Here is a 19,494-nt window from a genome sequence, read left to right as displayed (position 1 = left end):
TCTCCTAAAGCAAACTGCTGTATTTATCGATGAGGCCAGCGGGGTCAGGGTAGGCCGAGTTGACCGGGGCCTGGGGCTCCGGCAGCATCGCTTCCACCATCTGTCGTCGTTTTTCCAAATCAGCGGCAGTAGGCATCCGCTGAGGGCTGCGGCGCACCAAGCGAGTGTGGATTTTGGCCCACAGAGCTTCGCTGCCCTCGCTGGCTTGAACATCGGCCTTGGGAATCTTGATCGCCTGCTGGATGGGAATGGCGGCTTCCCCACGGGAGGTAAAGCCGGGATTGATCAAGATGCATTTACCCGGCGGTAGGCGGAGAAACTGGCTGGGTTCAAACAGCTTGCGGGTGCGCTCTTGATCAGAGATGGTGGTGCTGGATTTGCCACCGCCCCGATTGCGCGATTTTTGCTTGTGCTGGATTTCTTCGTCTCCCAGAAAGTCTGAGAACATGCGGGCCGCTTCGTATTCCTGGGGGTTGAAGACCGCCTTGGTGGCACAGGCTCCCAAGATGGCGCGAGCCAGTTCACGACCGTAGGTTTTCTCCAGCTGCACCAGGTTTTGAAAGCCGAGAATGACCGCTAGACCGTCTTCCCGGTTTTCGTTCAGCCACTGCACCAGGGTGGGTAAGTAAAGAGTAGGCAGTTCGTCGATCGCCACAATCAGCGGATCTTGCCGCCGCTGGGCCACATTGCGGGTGACCAGCATGTGCAGCACCGTGGCTACCAATGGCCCCACTACGTCTCGCCGCTCCCGATCCATCCCCAGAATCAGCAACTGCTTGCCGGTCAGGTCTAAGGGTATGGAGGTTTGGCCGCAGAAGGCCCCCAGTACCCCTTCTTTCATGAAGCGGGTAAAGGTCTCGCTGGCGCTGCCCACGATGCCGCTAGCGGTTTTCTCGGCATCCTTGACCCCGATGAGCTGGTTGAAAGACACCCGAATCCAGCTGTTCATGCCTTGAGCTGCCGCCACCCGATTGCCCAGGTTGGTCAGCCCGAGTACTGCCTGGGCAGTCATGATGTCGGGGTACGGGGTGGACTTAGCGAGCATCAGCAGGGCTTCTGTCAGTTGGTCCCCGGCGGCAGCAAAGAAGCCATCCTCGCTGCTCTGGGTCATCAGCCGAAAGTTTTTGTTCAGCACCGTGGCGATTTGCCGCGCCATCTCGGCATCGGACTCGCTGCGGAGGAAGTCGATGGGGTTGCACACCTCAGACTCGGGAAAGCCGGGGGCCAGCACTCGCACGTCGTAACCCAGCTTGGCGGCATAGGCGGCATGGCGAGCACTTTGGGTCGGGTACTTAAAGTCGTACATAGCCACCGGTAGACCCTGGTCGAGAGCGGAGCGAATCAGCGGGTCAATGACGCTGAAGGTTTTGCCGGAGCCTGGCCCACCACAAACGGCGATGCCCCGCTGAAGGTCGGGCAGGTATAGAGACCGGGCATCTTGCTTGCGGGTAGGCTTGCCGATATAGAGCGAAACTGCGTTGCGTTTGCGTTCCTGAATCTGTCGCACCGCTCGTTTGCGGGCAGCAGATTTCTCGGGACTTCCACCAAAGCGGCTGGTGGCGAGCTTACCTTTCTTGCCTTGGCTCATGAGGGAGAAGGCGGCAATTAGCACGGCACAGCCCAGCAAGGTGAGCCCTTGGCGAGACTGGAGTGAGGTCACCAGCTGAGAAATTGACTGGGTGGAGGTGGAATTCACCTGCCCCAGAATTGAGGGGGTTTCGGTGTAGTAACGCATCAGCGCAGCACCTCATAATTATTAGGGGGTAGTTCAATGCCCAGCTGCTCTAGCGCCCAGAGGTATTCCTCAGGAAACTGACTGCGGGTACCTTCAGGGGCTGCCGTCAGATACTCGGTCAACTGCTGCTGATAGGCGTCGCGTCCGCCCTGTTCTTGCAGCACTTGGGTGTAGCGCTGAAGGGCTAACTCGCGGGCTAAGTTCAGGGGAATGTAGTGACTCAGCACCGGGTCATCCTCCGGTAGTAGTGACCGGCAGGCAGATTGAGCATCCAGGTAAATCAGCACTTCCTGGTAGGTCTCGCCTTCACCAGCCCCGATTAGGAGGTAGCTGCCGGAGGCTGCTTCAACCAGGCCCCAGAGTTTGGTGGCTTGGGTCTGGGGGGGCAGGCAATCGTAGACCGCCTCTGGAATGGGGTCTGATGCCCGAGCCAGATTGAGGCCCACGACAGAGATTAGACCGACAAGCAGGAGACAGAGGCCTGCTAAACCAGCAAAGACAGTACGGTTAAGTCTCATTGCTAAACTCCTCAACTGAGATAGTTCATAGGGTTTTGGGGCTGGCCGTTCTGACGCACCTCAAAGTGCAAATGCGGCCCCTTTGACCAGCCGGTACTGTTGGCACGACCAACCGGATCGCCTTGGGCGATGATGTCGCCCGCTTGCACAAAAAAGCCTTGTAGATGGGCGTAGTAGCTCTCTAAGCCATTGCCGTGATTGACAATGACGAGCCTGCCGTAGCCGCTGGTGAGGGAGCCGCTGATGCCCGCGAAGGTGACCTGCCCGCCGTCAGCCGCTCGAATGACGGTGCCGGTGGGAGTGCCAAAATCGGTGCCGCTATGAAGGCGGCGATCGCCGTGAATTGGGTGAGTGCGATAGCCAAAGCTACTGGTGACGCCATAGCCCGGTGCGGGGTGAATGAATCGTCCAGTAGCAGTCCCTGGAGAGCCTGAAGCTCTGGCGACAGGGGCTGGGTTGGGTTTAGGTTCGCCGGTCTGCGGGTCAATTCCTTTTGCCGTAGCGGCGGCGGCTGAATCGGTGGTCGAAAGACCTTCCTTGATTTGACCCAAGAAGACCATGCCCTCTTCCTGCACCGGCAGCCAGGGAATGGGGCCGATGAAATAGGGAGTGCAGCCCAAGTCCACAAACAGGTTGCGGACACACATGCGAAAATACAGCCCGGTTTCAGCGGTGCCGGAGGCCTCATCGGTCTCTAACACCGCCACCTTGAACGCATTGCCAAAGGGATGGCGACCCGTGGGTTCAACCCCGCCATTGGCGGCGGCCAAGGCCCCACGACCGCCGCGCACCTGTTGGTACTTGCCCGAGACCCACTGGGTGCCTTCTACCAGCGTGGGCTGCCCGATTTCCAGGTGGGCGCAGTCAGCGTCACAGGGCACATTGAACCCTTCCACATAGCTACCGCTGATGGTGTTGGTGCGATCGCCCTCCGCCGGGCCAAACACCACATCCACCTGGCCCACTACCACGCCCTGCTCCACGATGGGGTTGGGGAAGTTGGCGAAGGGGACATCGGCGAGACCGGGCACCTGATCGATGACGGACTGCTGCCAGTCGCGGAATCTTTCCAGCGGGGCCTCTATCAACCCCGGAATATCGGCTAGTCCGTACTGCTCCAGGTTGAGGTCTCCCAGGCTGAGCGACGCCAGAGCCTGATTTTGGAGCGCCTCGGCGATCGCAGTTTGCGGGTCTACTTCTCCCTTCAGCAGATCGGCGATCGGGGCCACGGACTCCACCGGACGGTTGGCTAGATCGGGCAGCGCCTGCACCAAATCCCCTAGGGTTTGCCAGGCCACCAGGGCAAAATCCGCCAGCCTCAGGGCAGGCCAATCCAGCCCCACCACAGCGGCAATCTCGTACAGCGAGAACTGCTGGAGCTGAAAGCTCTCCTGAAAATCGCCTAGCTGCATGTACTGATCAGCGGTTTGACCGGCCTGCCAGACCCGCGACGGGTCGTAGCCCAGCAGACGGATCAGATCCGCTGGAGCCTCAAACGAGCCAGACTCTAGCACCGCTGGCAGGGTGCGTAGGGTGATCTGTACCCAGTCGGGCTTGGTGCCTAAGATCTGATCCTGAATCACCGGCACTGGCGACCCCGGCTGGAGGCTGGAGTAGGCCGGTTGCACTCGCCAGCTGTGGAGCGCGATCGCCAAAATTAGAACAAGAATCCCGATCACAGGCCGCCATGGCCGCCTGCGCCTAAACAAGTATGAGGTCATGGCTTTCACCTGAGTGGAGAAACTAGAGAGCAGTAGAGTTCAAAGGCGGGTCGTCGCGAGCATTGGCACCCCACTGCGCCAGGCGGGTGATCACTTCAGAGGAAACCCCAGCCTGCGCTGCGGCAGCAGGTGCGGCCAAGCCACCCTGGGCCAGCCGCAAAAAGGTTTGTAGCCGGTTCCACAAGTCCTGGTCGGGAGCGATCAGTCCTCTGGATTCAGCTACCTGAAGCCCTCGGCGCACATCCCCTGGCCCCAGCAGCGGATGAATGGGGGAGGTGGGGTTAACCACGACGGTGTGGTAGTCGGGCTCGCCCGTACCGAAGGCGATGCGGAATTCGTAGAGGCGGCGATCACCCCCAGTCGTCTCGGTGATCACCGTCAGCAGCGTGCCGCTGGCCCTGGGCAAATTCTCAAAAGCCAGCCCCTGAATCCGTCTCAGATGAACCACCGAGGGACGACCCGAGATACAGCCGGATTCAGCAGCGGTGGGGCAAAGCGGCTGATCAAAATCCAGGGCGACTCGGGACGGATCATCGATCCACACCCGCACGATGCTTTCGTTCGTCGGGATAAAGCTCAGGTTGGTGCCATAGCCGGGCCGAAGGTGAATAACGGGGGCCTGACTGCCAGTTAATCCTTGGGCATGGCTGGCAGAAACGGAATAGGCTGACTGAGCTTGGGCGGGGTGGGATGAGATACTTGCAAGAGAAAGTGTCCCGGCCACAATCCAGGGAGTCCAAGGTGTTTTCATAGCGCCACAGTTTGATTCACGTACAGTTCGACCTCAGTGCCGGTTGGCAAATACCAGACGACAGGGCGATTCAAGATTTCATCCAGTGCCGCCTGATTGCGTGCTTCCATCTGCCCCGATAGCTGTTCAAACGCGCCTTCGAGAATTCCAGCCAGAAGGTTGGGCTCTCCAGTGTCCTGGGTGATCGCGCTACCTCCGGCAGCAGTAATGACCGAGGAGGTTTTGGGCCGATTGACTAACCCTGCCGCCCGAGATAACCCGGCCATGGCCGCCATCGTGGCATCCATACGAGCGATGTCCATGCCTGGGTCGTCGTACTTTTGAGCGATCAGGGGGGTGCCCTCTACCCCTCGCAGTTGAACGGCTCCAGCGGACAGCGGAATCTCCTGACCCGCCTGAATGAACGAGACTACCGCCAGCTGCACCAGGCCGCTGTCCGCTACCGATGTCACCTGTGCCACCAGCGAAGTTTCTGCCGGTAAGCCGATCTCTCCATTAGCGGTCAGCAAGGGTTCGGTCAGCTGCACCACAAACTGAGGGCTGTCTGTCTCCGCCGCCCAGATCAACGGCGTCTCTAGTACAGCTGGGGCCTGGGTTCCAGTCAGCAGCAGAGGCGATGTCGGGGGCAATGCCACTGGCTGGCCCTGGAGAATGGCCGCTTCTTCGGCATGGTTGATGTCACGGGGTAAGGGTAGGGTGCTGACTTGAGCCACTGACGTTGGAGCCTCTGGGACTAGCGGTGCAGAGGGTTCCTGCGGTAAGGAACTGCTCTGCCCGTAACTCCCCAAATGGGACAGCGCTAGCCATCGTTCCGTTGGATCAACGACAGGTTGGGCCATCGGTTGGGATGCGACGGGACGGGCTGAAACAGCGGGGGAGACGGGTGCTGGTCGAGGCGGCAGCGGTGTCGGGGTGGGCCGCGCTGCAACAGGCTGGGGTTGTCGTGACGGGGGTGGAGGCGCAGGAGAAAATTCAGGGGTTTCTCTGGCCGTTGGCGCTTCCGGTTGAGCCGTAGGCTCTTCATTGGCCAAGGCCTCCAGTTCAGCCTGCTGCCGCCCCATCGCTAAATCGGTCAGCAGTTGGCCCCGGTCATCGGTGGTAATCACCTCCTCTCCCTCGACCATGGGTTCTGGAAAATCGGCTTGCACCTCTTCAGCCGGTGGAGAGTCATTCTTCATCACCCCGCTGGTGAACACGGCTAAAACCCCGATCACCAGACCCGTCCCAGCCGCGACAACACCCAGCTTTGTGAAGGGGTTAGCCGCCAGGGATAGTTTGGGCTTGTGAGAAGTTAGTGCCTGCCCGTCAATATCCTCAGCATCCAGAAGGGGTTCTGTCTCCAGAGTGGTAGCAGGTGCAACTGGATAATCAGCCGCCTGTTCTTCAGTTGCGGCAGGTTCTGGCAGGTGGAGTCCGACCAGGTCAGCCATCTCTTGGTCATCCCACAGATTATTGGGTGTCGTCATCACAAGTCCTCCCGTTCAAGTTCACGGATGGCATAAATTTGCAGGCCGGTTTGGCGAATGCTGTAGATGGCCTGCTCCAGCGGGGTATCGCCATCGGGCACGGCTGGCGCGGTGACGGCCTCGACAAACACCTCCCGGTTAAAGGGAATGGCTTGGCCCAGGGCATTGGCGTCGTTAAAGACATAGAGATGGGCCACCACCGCCACCTTCCAGCGGCCTTCCCCAACCACCTCAGGGCTGCCGACGTGGTTGATCACCATCACCACCTGACTCGTACCGGTGAAGACCCCCGGTGGAGTCAATTCGGCCACCCGCTTCAAAAAGTCTTGGCGGAAGTCTTCGGAAAAGGCAAAGCTAGCCTGCCAACTAGCGGTGGCAATATTGCGTCTGCCCCGTTCCACCTCAATCGGTAGGCCAGGGTCGGCCCTAAGCTGGTTGGCCTCTTCTGCCGTGGTCGCAGGCAGGCTGCCGCTCCAGTTGAACATCAGCACCAGGGTGTCGTTGACGAAGCGCCGGATCGTGTCTGGGGTGCGCTCCCGAGAGCCCATGGTGCCGACTCGAATGGCCTGCCCATCCTGCATTTGCACCAGGGTGGGGGCATCCTGTCTGCTGAGACGGCTTAGGGCACCGGCCTGAAGAAACAAGACCACCAGCATCACCAGCTGCAACCCCACGCTGCCCAAGACAAATAGGGGTAGGTAGTTTGTGTTGCGTTTCTCAATCAACTGCACCATGGGGTGTTTCCTTGTGAGTGAGGGATGAAGTCAGCGACGCACGCGATAGGCTCGACGACGAGCCGAGTAGCCAGGGGCACGGGCAATACCACCCATGGCTCCCGTCCCCGCAATCACCCCGGCGGTACTGGTCAAAGCTCCAAAGACCGTCATGCCACCGCCGGATGCCAGCGCTAGAGAGAGAATGGGAGCCAGCAGGCCCAAAAAGAAGGGGGCAATCAATGGGTGAGAATCCCCGGCATTGAGCACCGCTAGAGAGACCAGGCCCGAGAGGATGTTGAAGCTGAGTTTGGCTATGGCCAAAGAAAAGAACCCCGTCAGCCAGGCGAACAGCGGTTTGGCCCCCACCGGCAGTAACGAGCCACCCACGGCCAGCGGCCCCAGGGTAGCGGTCAGCAACAGCGAGGCTTCAATCAGCCACTGAAAGGCAATATGCAGCGCCATCAAAAGACCTCGGGTCACGGTCTGAAAGCCCGAACCCATCAGCGCCCCTCCGAACCTAAGGCCCGAATCGAGGGGATTGTCCCCAGCCTGAGCCGACTCCAACGCACGGGACAGGGCATTGGGATTGCCGGTTCTGGCACGGTAGTCTTCGATAAACTCTCGGGCTTCAATCGCCGCTAGTTCAATGCAATTCGCCCGCTCTTCGGGGTTTTGCAGTTCATAGCACTGGTTGCGGCGCTGGATTATGGTATGCTCCACCGAGCCCTCTAAGACCGCCGCCTGATAGGCCTCTTGCAGGCGGATATCAGCCGCCGTGTAGGACAAGACATCCTGGTTGACCTGGTTGATGTAGTTGCGGATGTCTAAAGTAATGGCCGCCAGGCGATCGCCATTATTAGAGAGCAGCACAATCACCAGCAGCGGCCAGATGAAGTCAGCGTAAGCCCGGCTACTTTCCCCTTCCACCATCTGCCGTGTCCATTGGGTCATAAACAGGAGCAGGGTAGCCACGGCAAATAAGACCCCCACCCGAGCCAGGGCAAAGTAAAGACCCCCCTGAAGCACGCTCTCCCAGAGCTGGTTCCAGCTTTCAGCCACGGCTTCAGACGCGACAGCGCCGCCCTCAATGATGTCGGCAGTGTCGCGGGGTAACTGGGCGATGGGTGAGACGGGCCAATTCAGCAGCATGGGAGTTCACATCTAAATTGACGTCATGACTGACAGACGTCTAGAACAAACGGGCCTGAGCGCTAATTTGCAGGGTGTCGAGGGCATTGCCCAACTCTTGGAGGCGACGGGCACGGGCCTCTTGATCCAGGTTCTGCGACATGTTGGCCAGGTTGAGGTTGGTCAACTGAGCGTCCTGGCGAGATTGCAGCAGTTCTGACTGCACCGCCCCCAGAATCTCTGACTGACGCGCATTTTGCTGCGCCATCTGTTTGATCGCCGCCTGGGTAGAGACAGCAGTCTGGGCTGAATCGGCGTGCTGCTGCACCTGGCCAATGGTGTCCTCAATCCAGGTGATTTTGTCGCGGGTGGCGGCTTGTCCGCTCTGGCCCAGCACCGCATCGACCTGGGCGCGGGTGAGCTGCCGATCCACTTCGTTGGCAGTTTCAATGCCTGCATAGATGCTGTCGGACTGAGCTAGATCACCCTCCAGGATGGTCGCCAGTTCCGTCGAGATTTCAGAACGTACCCGATTGGGGTCAACCAGGCCCAGATCCCCCAGGGCGTTTTGGATCACGCCCTCTAAATCACCGGGCAGCGGCGTGAGCAGGCCAGAGAGGGTTTGCTCGATGTAGGTTTTGCTGGTCTCGAAGGCCTGGCGGAAAATGCTGAAGATATCGGTGAACGTGGTATCGACCTGTGAGGCGGCGGCAGGTCTCATGGGTGCCACCAGCAGGGTGGTAGCCAGGATGGGGATTAGGGCAACGCGAAAGCGATGGTTCATGAATGACCTCCAGTAGGCAGCGAATTGAGCGGAAACAGGGGAACTTCAGGATGAGGATTGCGCTCGGCGAACCAGCGCTCGGTGATCACCGATAGGGGTTCACCCGACTGAATTGAGAGCACCAGCAGCCGGGCAAATTCCGCCAGGCCTGTGAAGGTATCGGGGGCGTGGCGCAGCACCAGGTCTCGGGTCGTCTGCTCATCAGGGTTATTGGCTACCGCAGCGAGCTGGGCAAAGGCGGGATAGTAGCGGCAGTAGGTGTAGAGGCCGTTGTTATCAAGTAGCCACTGACTGTAAATCCCCTCCCGTTTGGGAAAGAAGCTCTCGCTGGCGTTGCGGCTGATGACAGCCTTGGGATATTTGAGAATGCGCTCAAAGCTATCCACCGCCATGGGCTGAATGCGACCAATCAGCCGAGTGGTCAGGTTTTGAAAGATCTTGGCGCTGGCGGGAGATTTATGGACAGTATCGGGATCTTGAGCCGAGATAATTACCCGGATTCCAGCCTTGGCCCCGTTGGCGCAGAGTCGGCCAATCAAGGCTCCAATTTCATCAAACTCAAACAGGATGGGGGCTTCATCAATAAAGAAGATGGACGCCGGGGCTTCCAGGGCTCGCCGCAGAGCAGCGGCATAGGCGGAAAGGGCCAGCACAGCGGCATCTTCTTCGTTGGATAGATTCCGCAGGGCAAAAACCAGCAGTTGGGCATCGGTGGGAAAGCTGGAGGGAGCAGAGATCGCTCGTCCCACCCGGCTGGAGAGCCAAAACCTGAGCCGTAGATCGATCATGTCCAGAGCCTTCGCGATATTGCCGCCCACCTGGTTCAGATCCAGCTTTTCTGGGGTGCAGAAGTCGAGAAAGTCAGCCAGGGTGGGCATCTGTGCCCAGGCCGTTGAGCCTAAGCGCCCTTCCATCGCCTCCAGGTAGCGTCGCTGAATCGGGGCGTCGGCAAAGAAGGCATTGAGCGCCAGCACCAGAATCGAGCGAATGGTCTGGGTCATCACCGAGCTATTGGCTCCCGAGCCCACAATCATGGTCAGTAGGGCCGACTCCAGGAACGACTGAAAGTCGTCGAGACGTTCTTTGCGCTCGTCACCCGGCAGGTGACGCAAGTCGGGCAGCTCGAAAAGGTTGTTGGATTCGCGGGAGATGTCGAAGTAGGCCCCGCCCACCAGCTGGGTGTAGTCGGTGAAGGTGGAGGAGCCATCGGGCTTGGGAAAATCAAGCGCCACCACCGGAAATCGGTGGGCCAGCGCTTGAGTCAAAATGCCAGAGACCAGTACTGACTTCCCGGCTCGGGTGGTGGCAAACAGGCCCAGGTTCTGGTGTTGGTTGAACAGATCCAGGTGGATGGGTTGCCCGCCTTCCTCGGCAATCAGTTCAAAGCCGCTCCTATCGCAGGGCTGGGTCACGACCAGCGGCATCAGCCCCGGTGCTTCGCCCGTGAGGTAGAGCTGCCGTCGCCCAAAGGGAGTCGCCATCAAGGCTTCCCAGACAATGGGTAACGTCTGAAGCCACACTTTCCAGGCGTAGTCTTGCTCGCGCTCTACCCAGGCCGGGCGGCGAAAGCAGCTCTGAATATAGCGGCAGGCTTCATCCAGCTGCTCCAGATCCGGGCGATGCACCAGGAACACAACAGCCGTGTGAATGGGTAGGGCACCCTCAAAGAGTTCCTCCTGGGCCTCAATCGAGCGCTTCATTTTCAGCTCAGCGGCCACATCCACCGAGTGACTGTCTTCAGCTAACGTAGCCGTCAGGTTTGACTGCTTCAGCATCCGCTGCACGGTGGTTTTTACCAGGGTTTCGTTGGCCCGAGTCAGCTGGCAGAAGATTTCGGTATCGGCCACCGTCTCGCGGGAGAGGATCTCCCACAGGTAGCGCAGTTGAGCCGCCTCACTGGCCCAGCCTCCCGGCTTTTCGAGAAAAGTTAGCGGGGCCGCATACTGGCCCTTGACCTTGACCCAGGTTTTCCCAGCAGTGGGCACCCCCGCCCGCGTTAGCAGTGTGGTGCTGTGAATGTCGGAGTTGACCTGCTCGTGCAGACCGTCTCCATCCAGGATGATCAGCTGGGGAATGTCGATGGGGTCACTGGCGTTAAAACGGTTCCACAGCAGCGTCCACAGATCACCTTCACCCAGGGGTTTGACCGAGAGCCCCATCTTGGTTGAGAGCACCTGCTCCCAGAGCAAAAAGCCGTCGGTAAAGGCCTTCGTGATCACCGTTTGCAGGCGCTGGTTCTTGGCCTGGCGCAGCTCACCCGTAAACGACTTCCAGAGGGTTTCGCCCCTGCTGATCACCTTCTCGATAATGTCCTGGGCTCCTTCGGCACCGCTCTGGACGGTGTAGGTGACGTACAGCCGCAGAAACTTGGGTTTGCGCAGGCCTTGTTGGGTGAGTTGTTGGACTCGGGCGCGTTCAGCGGTAAGCAGGAACTTGAGGGCAGCGCTGGGGGCACCGCTAGATAATTGAGCTAGATCCTGCTGTCGCTTACAGTCCGCCGAAAACGACCCCAGATGAATCGTTAGCCGCTCACCGTTGGGCAGATCCTTAAGCCCCGATTCCAGCTGGTCAAAGACGATCTCCACCTGCTCATCGGTCAATGTGTTGTGGATGCCCCGGCAGTCGAAGCCAAACACAAAGCAGAGGTGCTCGCGGTTCTTGCCCTTCGTGAGAACGTAGGCTCCAACCTGTCGCCCCCGCAGCTCGATCCGCACCATAGCGGCGAGATTGAGTGCATCTTCAAAGGGCGTCAACGTGCTGACGAACTGGCTGCCGAGCTTGAGTCGGTGTTTGCCAATGGTCTGTTTCATCGTAGGTAAACCTCAGATATCGGGCATAGCCGCGACTCCAAGTGGGAGTCGGCACAAATTTTGCGGTGAACTTCCAGCTCTGCCCCCCGGTGAGAATCCACCAGGTAGACATGCCCCAGGCGGCAATGAAACCTATGGAAATCCAGCTGAGGCTGAACCCGCGACCCAGCAGGTAAGACGCCCCCATGATGCAGAACCAGGGAATGATCTGGTCGGCTGGAATGGGGCCTAGCCGGGGTTGCGCCCCCAGAATGGAGTTAACGGGACGAAATTTAGATGCCATAAGTCGCTAGCAGTGCTGAAAGGACGGTGTAGAGCTGCACCCTCGATCTGAATGGCCACACGGCGACAACTAGCCAGTGATTAGCGACGTCAGCACATCGCCAGCGGTGACGGCGATAATGATAATCAGCGGCGTGCGGGCAATCGTTTGCCAATCTTCGTCGTTGCGAGCGCTGTTGATCACCCGCACCAGCGAGATGCCGACGTAGAGCAGAAACAGGCCCCGCAGCACGTTAAACACCAGGGGAATGGCGTCGCCAGCCGCCGTACCAAAGTTGGTGGTCATCCAGGTTTCAGCATCGCCGAAGAACTGGGCCTGGGCAGGGTAGGCCAGCAGGGTAACCAGCCAGAGCAACCCCAATCCCAGGAGCCGCGCAGCCTTTCGCTTGAAACCCTGGGCTTTAGAAACCCGCCTGGATAGGGAACGGGAGGGTGTTATGTCCTGCCTACAGGCAAGGCCTGTAAACCCTGCCACGGCCAGCATCATGAGTAAGGCGGGGCCGTGGATGAGGACGTCTAGAGCAATGCACTGGAACGCTACGAGTAATAGCGGCAGGTCTGGAAGAGGATTCATCCGGCTCACCAGACGTTCCATCAGCGGAAAAATGTAGAGAGTTTTCATGGCTCAAATGAATTGAGTCTGACTGATGATTGAAGTCTCCTGAAATCAGTCAGATGACATGACTCGCGTGCTCACCAATGAGTGAAGTATTCAACTCGAATTACGTAAAGATTTGATCAATATAGCAATATTTTTCAACGGTGGGGAAATGAGAAACTAAATTGCGAATTCAGGCTTAGACAGCTCGAATCCATGCCTAAAGCCTATACAAGACAGCGAATATCGTGCCTTATCCTGTAATCTTGCGTGATGTTAATCAAGCTATTGACCAGTCTATGTATATTTTCAAGGCAGGAACACTTTTTATACTTAAGTCATACATAATTCCCATCACTTGAAAGTATTACTGCTACTTATAAACGCGATTATCTAAACGCAAGAACTCTATAGTTGCAATCGAAATTGATCTATAAAAAATGTCAAAAGCGACGTTTTGCCATGTTGATTAGTTCCCTTTCTCCACAGGAATTTTCAACTTAACCGTCAAGTTTTAACGGACAAAATCACATGGCAACTAATTTACAGACACAAAAATAAACGTATTGACGTCAATACGTCTTGATGCCTATTGTCTCACGAGCTTAGATGACGGCCAGATCGCTGGTGGGTCATGGCATGTCGAGATAGGCAGAGGCTAAGTGTTGTACGGGGAGTGAAACACGGCTATGAAGACGGTAAGTTGTTTGTCGCTCTCTGGGGGGCAAGGGAAAACGTCGGTCTCGCTGCTGCTAGGGCAGCTCTTGGCACACCGGGGCCAGAAGGTGCTGATGGTGGATGCCGATCCGCAGGCGAATCTCACCTTTTATCTAGGCCATGACGTTCAGGCAAATGAACCCACCCTGCTGGAGGTGCTGAAGGGCCAGGTGGAAACAGCCGATGGGATCTATCCGCTGGCGACGGCGAATCTGTTTCTAATTCCGGCTGATGAGGGGCTGCACAAAGCCCAGGAATACTTGGCCACCATTGGGATGGGGGCGTTGGCCTTGCGCCATGCCCTCGAAGCAGTGGAGGAGTTGTTTGACGTTTGCATTATCGACTCGCCGCCCCAGCGCACCCAGATTTGCCTGTCAGTGGTGGGGGCCTCGGAATGGGTGCTAATTCCAGCGGAGGCCTCAACCAAGGGGGTAAATTCACTACTGTGCAGCCTAGAACTGCTGGAGGAAATGGGGCGCATACGGGCGTTTAAGGGCCAGGTGCTGGGGGTGTTGCCGTTTCGCGATAAGTGGTTTGGCCGGTCGCAGGCAACGGATAGCCGAGAGGCCATAGCGGCCATGCAGCAGGTGGTTGGGGCTATCCCGGTGCTGCCGTCAATTGTGGAGAGTGAGCGCTACAAGCAGGCGATTCGGCAGGGGCAGCGGCTGTCAGAGATTGGGTACGAGGAGTTGGAATTTCCGCTGCACAGGGTGATTGAGGCGTTAGAGCAGGGGCAAGGGAATGGCTGAGGATGCGCTGGAACGGCTGATGCAGCGGCAGCGCCCGAGTGTGCCACCTCGTCCTGATGGGTTGGGGGCAGAGTTACCTGTGAAGTCTCCTCAACAGGTAGCAGTGGGGGGCAATGGGTCGGGATATAGTGACTCTAGCGAGTCTACAGGTGTTGACGTCAGTATGTCTGTTAGCCAAGATGATGAGGCGGAGTTGCCACAGCTAGTGCGGACAACGACCCGGTTGGAGGAAGAGATTGATACGGCCCTGCGCCACCTCTGTATGGATGAGAAGATCACCAAGGAGGTATGGTTTGAGGCGGCGTACCTCTACCTGATAGAGCACCCGAAGGCGATGCAAGCGGTGAATGGAGTGGCGAAGGAGCGCTACCAGCGCCGGAAGCGGGCGGCGGATTTGAGGAAGCTGGAGACGATGCAGAAGCGATTGAGGGGTTAGACGATTGCGTCGGAGCTTACTAAGCGAACGAATTGGGGTCAAGCAAGCATGATGATTTTAGAGTTCAGGATTTTGATTACCCCTGAGCAGGGGGAGGTGTTTAGTCTGCTGAGGCGCGATCGGCAAATAGGTTAACTGAGATTGACTCCCCCTAATTCATGGAGAATCTGGGGATTTTGCATAAAAAGTTTCTTTTGATGGCGAGATCGAGTCTCCAAGCACTCTCACCAGAACATAAATCTTCCATAATAGTCGTACACACTGTTGCAAATTTGGAGATTATCTTGCTTAAGAAGCTATGACAGACGTCTAAAGTGCGTGTTAATTACGCAAGAATATTATGAATACTCTAATTACAGGTCATTGTTCAGCTATCTCAACAAGTTTAGAACTTAGAACCGGAGCAATCCTAAATTGACAAGATCAATTGCATTTTTCTGATTCAGGATTGAATGGACTGAACTAAATATCACGGCAAGTTAAAGCTCTAACGTTCAAGGAAGAGAAGTGATCAATCATTGCTGCTAGTTAAGCTTTTGATTTTTTGTACCAGGTGCAGAACGCACCAAAGGAAAACTAATGAAAACAAAGAGTGATGAACTTTATGAAAAATTACATCATGGAAGACCTGCCTTTTTGTTTTTGGGGCAACGTTACTTATCACTAGAAACAGGACGGGATCCACTGCTTGCAGAAATCATTAGGAAGTATGGAGATGGTGTCAATGAACCTGAAAATTATTGGCAGATGCTTGGCAGCAGTGCTTATGAATCCCCAGAATCTGCTTTAGCTTGGATGCAGGAAAGATGTAACCGATTTCCCAAGCCCGAATGGTTAGAAATCGTTGCCAGTTTTCCTTGGAGTGGCGTTTATACTTCTGCAATAGACAGTATTTGGCAAAGCGCCTTCCGAATGTCTTGGCGAGACTTACAACCATTATATGATGTCGATTTAAATCCTTTAGATGCTCGAAATCGCCACCATTTGCACTGCACTTTCTTATATGGTTGTGTTAATCAAAATGAGCCTAGAAAGCAACCCCCATTAGAAGAAGAAAATCTCGATATTCGACAGGCAATAGCTACAAGCTTGAGTCTCCGATTGCCGGAACTTATTACACCACTGGGCATACTAGTTATTGAAGGATACGCAGGGGATGCTGACTGGTTTCAACCTGAGAAGTTTGCTGCAATCCTTAATTCTCTTAATATTGAACAAGTTCATTTATTTAGCGCAACTGAGAATCTTAGGCAAAACAGGAGACTAAGCCGTTTTGCTCAAAAGGGTAAGATTGTATTTCATACAGAAAGTCTATCTACTTATTTGATCCAAGCATCTGAAGCAGGTAAGTTGGTACTCGGAGAGCCACCTGAACAAGAAGAGTATGGGAGGCAAATTCGATTAGAGTCTAAATCACTAACAGTTCCACTAGAGCTTTGGAATCAAGTTTCTAGAACAGCTATTATTTTAGACGACACAGTTGTAGCAGAACCTAGTAATATCAGCGAGAATCGCTTGTATACTGAATTTAGGCGTTTTCTTGCTGAATCTAGTATAAAACCTATTTGGACAGGCTATTACAGAGGCTTTGCTTTCCAAAGAGACTTCCACAAAAATTTATATGATTTCACAATCAAAAAACTTGCCTCCAACGAACTTCAAGAAGAACCTATACTACTTTATGGATCGCCTGGAACAGGTAAGAGCATAGCTTTAGGGTGGCTTGCCTATCAAGTACGCCAAAATCAACATTACCCAGTCCTGTTTATAGCGCATAAGTCTAGAGCACCGCTTTACTCAGATTTAGAAGCGTTTTGCAGCTGGGTCGAGGATAGTGGTGCATCATCAACCTTAATTGTCTGGGATGGAATTGTAGACCAACCTCAGTATTATGAATTGGCAAAATGGTTGGCAGGACGAGGCCGTAAAGCTATTTTAGTTGGCAGTATTTACCAACAGCAAAGCGAGAATCAGATTACTAATAGCTCTGTAGAGGCACCGGCAGTATTGAGTAAAGCTGCTCCTGAGGGGTCAATTTCCGAAAAAGATAGATTCATAAAATACCTTGAAAGGTTCGCGCCACAATCTGAGCAAATACTCCGGAGTTCTCATTTCCTTGATAGTGATCGCTTTTTAGTAGCGCTCTACAGGTTATTACCACCTACTCGTGGACAAATTCAAGAGAGTTTAACGCGAGAAGTTCGTTTTGTAGAGCAAGATCTTACAGCCAATTATTCACAATCTTCACCTAAAACTTCTTTTGCTGTTGCATTACTTCAGGCTGGTTTTATTCAGAAAGAGCAACTTATCGATTTAGAAACAGAAGATATTGCAGGTGAAACAGTAACACAATTACAAAAGCTAGTTCGCCTTGTTATGGTGCCAGGACGATTCGGATTAAATATACCGCTTGAAATCTTGGCACGCGTTCTCAGCGGAAATAACATCACTGATTTAATTGGCTTGATCAAGCAACTTAAAACTGATATTATTTGTTGGTACGAGGATGAAATTGGCGATATTGAACTAGGCCCACGTCACCGACTTGAGGCAGAACAGATTGTTCGTTCTTTGCTTGGAAGTGCGGAATCCGAGGTTGAGTATGCAAAAGAGCTATTTCTGAAAATACGTGAAAGAAGTTCAGGTCGTAGTGAGCCTGAATTACTATTTGCTCTTAATCTTATACGGAGCATGGGACCTAACGGCCTTGACCCACATTATTTTACTCCTCAATATGAGAAACTTGCTGATGTTTTAGAACAAATGAGAACTCAGCAGGGAATCCAAAACACAAGTTTAATGTTGCAAGAAGCAACCCTTTTAAGGGAATCAGTTATACAAGCAACTAGGAGGTTGCGCGAACATCCCGAGCAAGATTTGCCCCAGTTAATCAAATGTGAAGCTCTACTCAATAAAGCAGAGAGAGTTTTGAAGGAAGCTTTGGACTCTTTAGAGTCAGATGTATTCAATAAGCAGCGGCGAAATCGCTTATTAGTTGAATTGTCGGCAGTTTTGGGAACAAAATTTAAGCACTTCTTGGAAGATAGAAACAATCCAACCATAGCCAAGGAATGTTTGAGTAATTCTCATCAAATGGCATTTGAAGCCTTCAAGCTAGATCCCGAAAACTATTATCCAATTGACATTCTAAGTTGGACAAGTATTACTGCTTTAGACAAAATGGCCTCTGATCCAACCTTGAAAATAGAAGTTGAAGCGAATATTTACCATGCTTTCACATTAGCAAGCTTAGAAAACTTTCCACCTAAGCAGCAAACTGACTTTCAGAAGCGACGAAGACAAGTTGCAGAACTAACTGGAAAAGTCGAACTGTCTGAGAGTGCGATGCAAGAGCTATTAAAACTGGATCCTGCAGCGGCTTATCATTTAGAAGGCTATGAAAAAGTTCATGATTTTCTATTTGAGGATCAGCTTTCTCAAGCTCAAATCCAGGAATGTTACATAGTTCTCGATCAGCTAAAAGAGCATTATGATGTGCTCAAGAAAAATGCAAAAGCGCTTTATTTTTTATTGCGAATATGGTGGCTTAGTAAAACTGGGCGGCGCTTGTTTTATGATGAGCGCCAAACATTGCCATTTAGCACGAAAGATTGGAGGTATCTTTCTGAACTTTTGAAAGATCTAATGTTAACTAATGAGTTTTATGAGAACTCTTCTCTCACATATCTTCAGGGCATAGCAGAATTCCACCTTAATCATATTGCAACTTCTTTAGAAGTCTTTAAGCAATTAGAGGTTTCTGAGACTGGGACAGGAAGAAGACGCATTATTCGTAGTTATCTTGCAAGTGATACTGCTGGAAAACCCAAGCTTTATAGTGGGACTGTTGATTGGCGACGGGGAAATCCAAGGGATCCTGGCTTGATTTATGTGGCAGAGCTTCAACGTCAGAAGATCAAATTTGTGCCTCAGCAGTTTGGCAGGCCAGATATTCGTCCTGGAGAAGTGATAAATGAGTTTTATATTGCTTTTAACTTTCTCGGCCCGATTGCAGATCCAGTTGGATACTACAAACAATATACGGAACGTAAGCTAAAGCCTGTACATAAGCGATGAAACAATCCTTCGAATATCCTGTTTTGCTACAAAGCTTGCTGAATCGGCAGCAAACACTGAACAAATTTGCAACACAACTTGATAACAGTATCCAACTGTTTGGCTTGGCGAGTATACCACTTTCTCAAGATAGTCTATGGGAGTGTCAATTTCAGCGCTTAGTATCATGGCTATATGTTCTTTATTGGGAATTTGGTAAAAAGGCTGATATTCAATTTCTTATTGATTTATTCCAAGCTTATGGGCTCGATCCAGATGGCTTGTGTAGAGAACATCCAAAACTGGTACGAGCACTAAGAACTATTGCCCAGCACAGCGTAGTTAGTCATAATAGTGAACCTGACCGCCGAACCCATCAAGTTTGCCAGAAATGGTTTGATTCAACCTGTAGACTTCTTGCTCCAAGCGAGGACAAGGACTGGCAAATATGTTTACTACAGCTTGTTAATGAAGCAGAGAAATTTTTTGATGCTTTACATCAATGCTTATTATTTATTAAGGATGATGAGTCTTGCAATGAAATGTTGGAGCAGTGGAAGTTAAGGCGAGAAAAGAGACTTTCACCTTGGGATTATGACGCTTTAATTCGAGAACTAATGAGTGACTTGGGCATTGAAGGTCAAAAGCAAGTTACAACCATTCGAAAACGCTATCAAAGCCAATGGGATCGATACTTACAATCACTTACTAATTCGGATGACTTTAAAGAGAATGTGAAAAGATGTATTCTAGATACATTGCTGGATAAAACCGAAATTTTGATGCCACTTGGCACTGATGATATTATTCAGGTTTTTCATGTTGAAGCTGGTGATCGAGAAATTGGAAAATTACTTGGATTAGCCCGAAACTTATTTCGGAATAATTCATATTTAACAAAAGATGAGCTCTTGAATGAGCTAAAAAAAAATAAGATAAAGGACAAGGGTTAACCTTCTTGTTTCTTCGTTAGCTAGACTGCCGTGAAAGAGGGGTGAAACCCAAATTCTACCATTGCCGGTCAAAA

15 protein-coding genes are annotated in these 19,494 nt (G+C 53.5%); 4 read left to right on the top strand and 11 right to left on the bottom strand.

The annotated features are described in order from the left end of the window. Positions 1-4: 4 nt before the first annotated feature. The 11 genes from IQ265_RS06120 to IQ265_RS06070 form a co-directional block, all read right to left on the bottom strand. Complete coding sequence (locus tag IQ265_RS06120) at positions 5-1,735, bottom strand: type IV secretion system DNA-binding domain-containing protein (protein ID WP_194051575.1); 1,731 nt, start codon at positions 1,733-1,735, stop codon at positions 5-7. Next, positions 1,735-2,253 carry a hypothetical protein gene (locus tag IQ265_RS06115; RefSeq protein WP_194051573.1) on the bottom strand — a complete coding sequence of 173 codons (519 nt, stop codon included), beginning with the start codon at positions 2,251-2,253 and terminating at the stop codon, positions 1,735-1,737. Before IQ265_RS06115 ends, IQ265_RS06120 begins: the two co-directional genes overlap by 1 nt. 11 nt (positions 2,254-2,264) lie before the next feature. Continuing rightward, a complete protein-coding gene (locus tag IQ265_RS30470; protein ID WP_194051571.1) occupies positions 2,265-3,932 on the bottom strand; it encodes a M23 family metallopeptidase in 1,668 nt (555 codons plus the stop codon). 64 nt (positions 3,933-3,996) lie between these two features. Beyond that, positions 3,997-4,725, bottom strand: coding sequence for a hypothetical protein (locus tag IQ265_RS06105; RefSeq protein ID WP_194051569.1), 729 nt, complete (start codon positions 4,723-4,725; stop codon positions 3,997-3,999). Beyond that, complete coding sequence (locus IQ265_RS06100) at positions 4,722-6,191, bottom strand: TrbI/VirB10 family protein (RefSeq protein ID WP_194051567.1); 1,470 nt, start codon at positions 6,189-6,191, stop codon at positions 4,722-4,724. Before IQ265_RS06100 ends, IQ265_RS06105 begins: the two co-directional genes overlap by 4 nt. Then, a complete protein-coding gene (locus IQ265_RS06095; protein ID WP_194051565.1) occupies positions 6,191-6,925 on the bottom strand; it encodes a hypothetical protein in 735 nt (244 codons plus the stop codon). The genes IQ265_RS06100 and IQ265_RS06095 overlap by 1 nt, the downstream gene beginning before the upstream one ends. A 30-nt stretch (positions 6,926-6,955) precedes the next feature. Next, positions 6,956-8,056 (bottom strand): hypothetical protein, encoded by a 1,101-nt coding sequence (locus IQ265_RS06090; protein ID WP_194051563.1) that lies wholly within the window; start codon positions 8,054-8,056, stop codon positions 6,956-6,958. 40 nt (positions 8,057-8,096) lie between these two features. Next, positions 8,097-8,819, bottom strand: coding sequence for a hypothetical protein (locus IQ265_RS06085; RefSeq protein WP_194051562.1), 723 nt, complete (start codon positions 8,817-8,819; stop codon positions 8,097-8,099). Further along, on the bottom strand, positions 8,816-11,629 hold the full coding sequence (locus IQ265_RS06080; RefSeq protein WP_228037629.1) for a hypothetical protein: 2,814 nt from the start codon (positions 11,627-11,629) through the stop codon (positions 8,816-8,818). The genes IQ265_RS06085 and IQ265_RS06080 overlap by 4 nt, the downstream gene beginning before the upstream one ends. Beyond that, positions 11,559-11,912, bottom strand: a complete 354-nt coding sequence (locus IQ265_RS06075) for a hypothetical protein (protein WP_194051560.1) — start codon at positions 11,910-11,912, stop codon at positions 11,559-11,561. The genes IQ265_RS06080 and IQ265_RS06075 overlap by 71 nt, the downstream gene beginning before the upstream one ends. 69 nt (positions 11,913-11,981) lie before the next feature. Then, entirely contained in the window at positions 11,982-12,533 is a 552-nt protein-coding gene (locus IQ265_RS06070; protein WP_194051558.1) for a hypothetical protein, read from the bottom strand. 665 nt (positions 12,534-13,198) lie between these two features. Here IQ265_RS06070 and IQ265_RS06065 point away from each other — a divergent pair. The 4 genes from IQ265_RS06065 (at position 13,199) to IQ265_RS06050 (ending at position 19,420) form a co-directional block, all read left to right on the top strand. Beyond that, complete coding sequence (locus tag IQ265_RS06065; protein WP_194051556.1) at positions 13,199-13,975, top strand: AAA family ATPase; 777 nt, start codon at positions 13,199-13,201, stop codon at positions 13,973-13,975. Next, on the top strand, positions 13,968-14,411 hold the full coding sequence (locus tag IQ265_RS06060) for a hypothetical protein (protein WP_194051554.1): 444 nt from the start codon (positions 13,968-13,970) through the stop codon (positions 14,409-14,411). The genes IQ265_RS06065 and IQ265_RS06060 overlap by 8 nt, the downstream gene beginning before the upstream one ends. Before the next feature lie 579 nt (positions 14,412-14,990). Next, on the top strand, positions 14,991-18,488 hold the full coding sequence (locus IQ265_RS06055) for a hypothetical protein (protein WP_194051552.1): 3,498 nt from the start codon (positions 14,991-14,993) through the stop codon (positions 18,486-18,488). Then, a complete protein-coding gene (locus IQ265_RS06050; RefSeq protein WP_194051550.1) occupies positions 18,485-19,420 on the top strand; it encodes a hypothetical protein in 936 nt (311 codons plus the stop codon). Before IQ265_RS06055 ends, IQ265_RS06050 begins: the two co-directional genes overlap by 4 nt. The last annotated feature ends 74 nt before the right edge of the window (positions 19,421-19,494 follow it).

It is taken from the genome of Nodosilinea sp. LEGE 06152 (assembly GCF_015207525.1).
Classification (GTDB): Bacteria; Cyanobacteriota; Cyanobacteriia; order Phormidesmidales; family Phormidesmidaceae; genus Nodosilinea.
The sequence above is the reverse complement of the archived record's forward strand: the minus strand, read 5'-3'. Positions and strand labels throughout refer to the sequence as shown.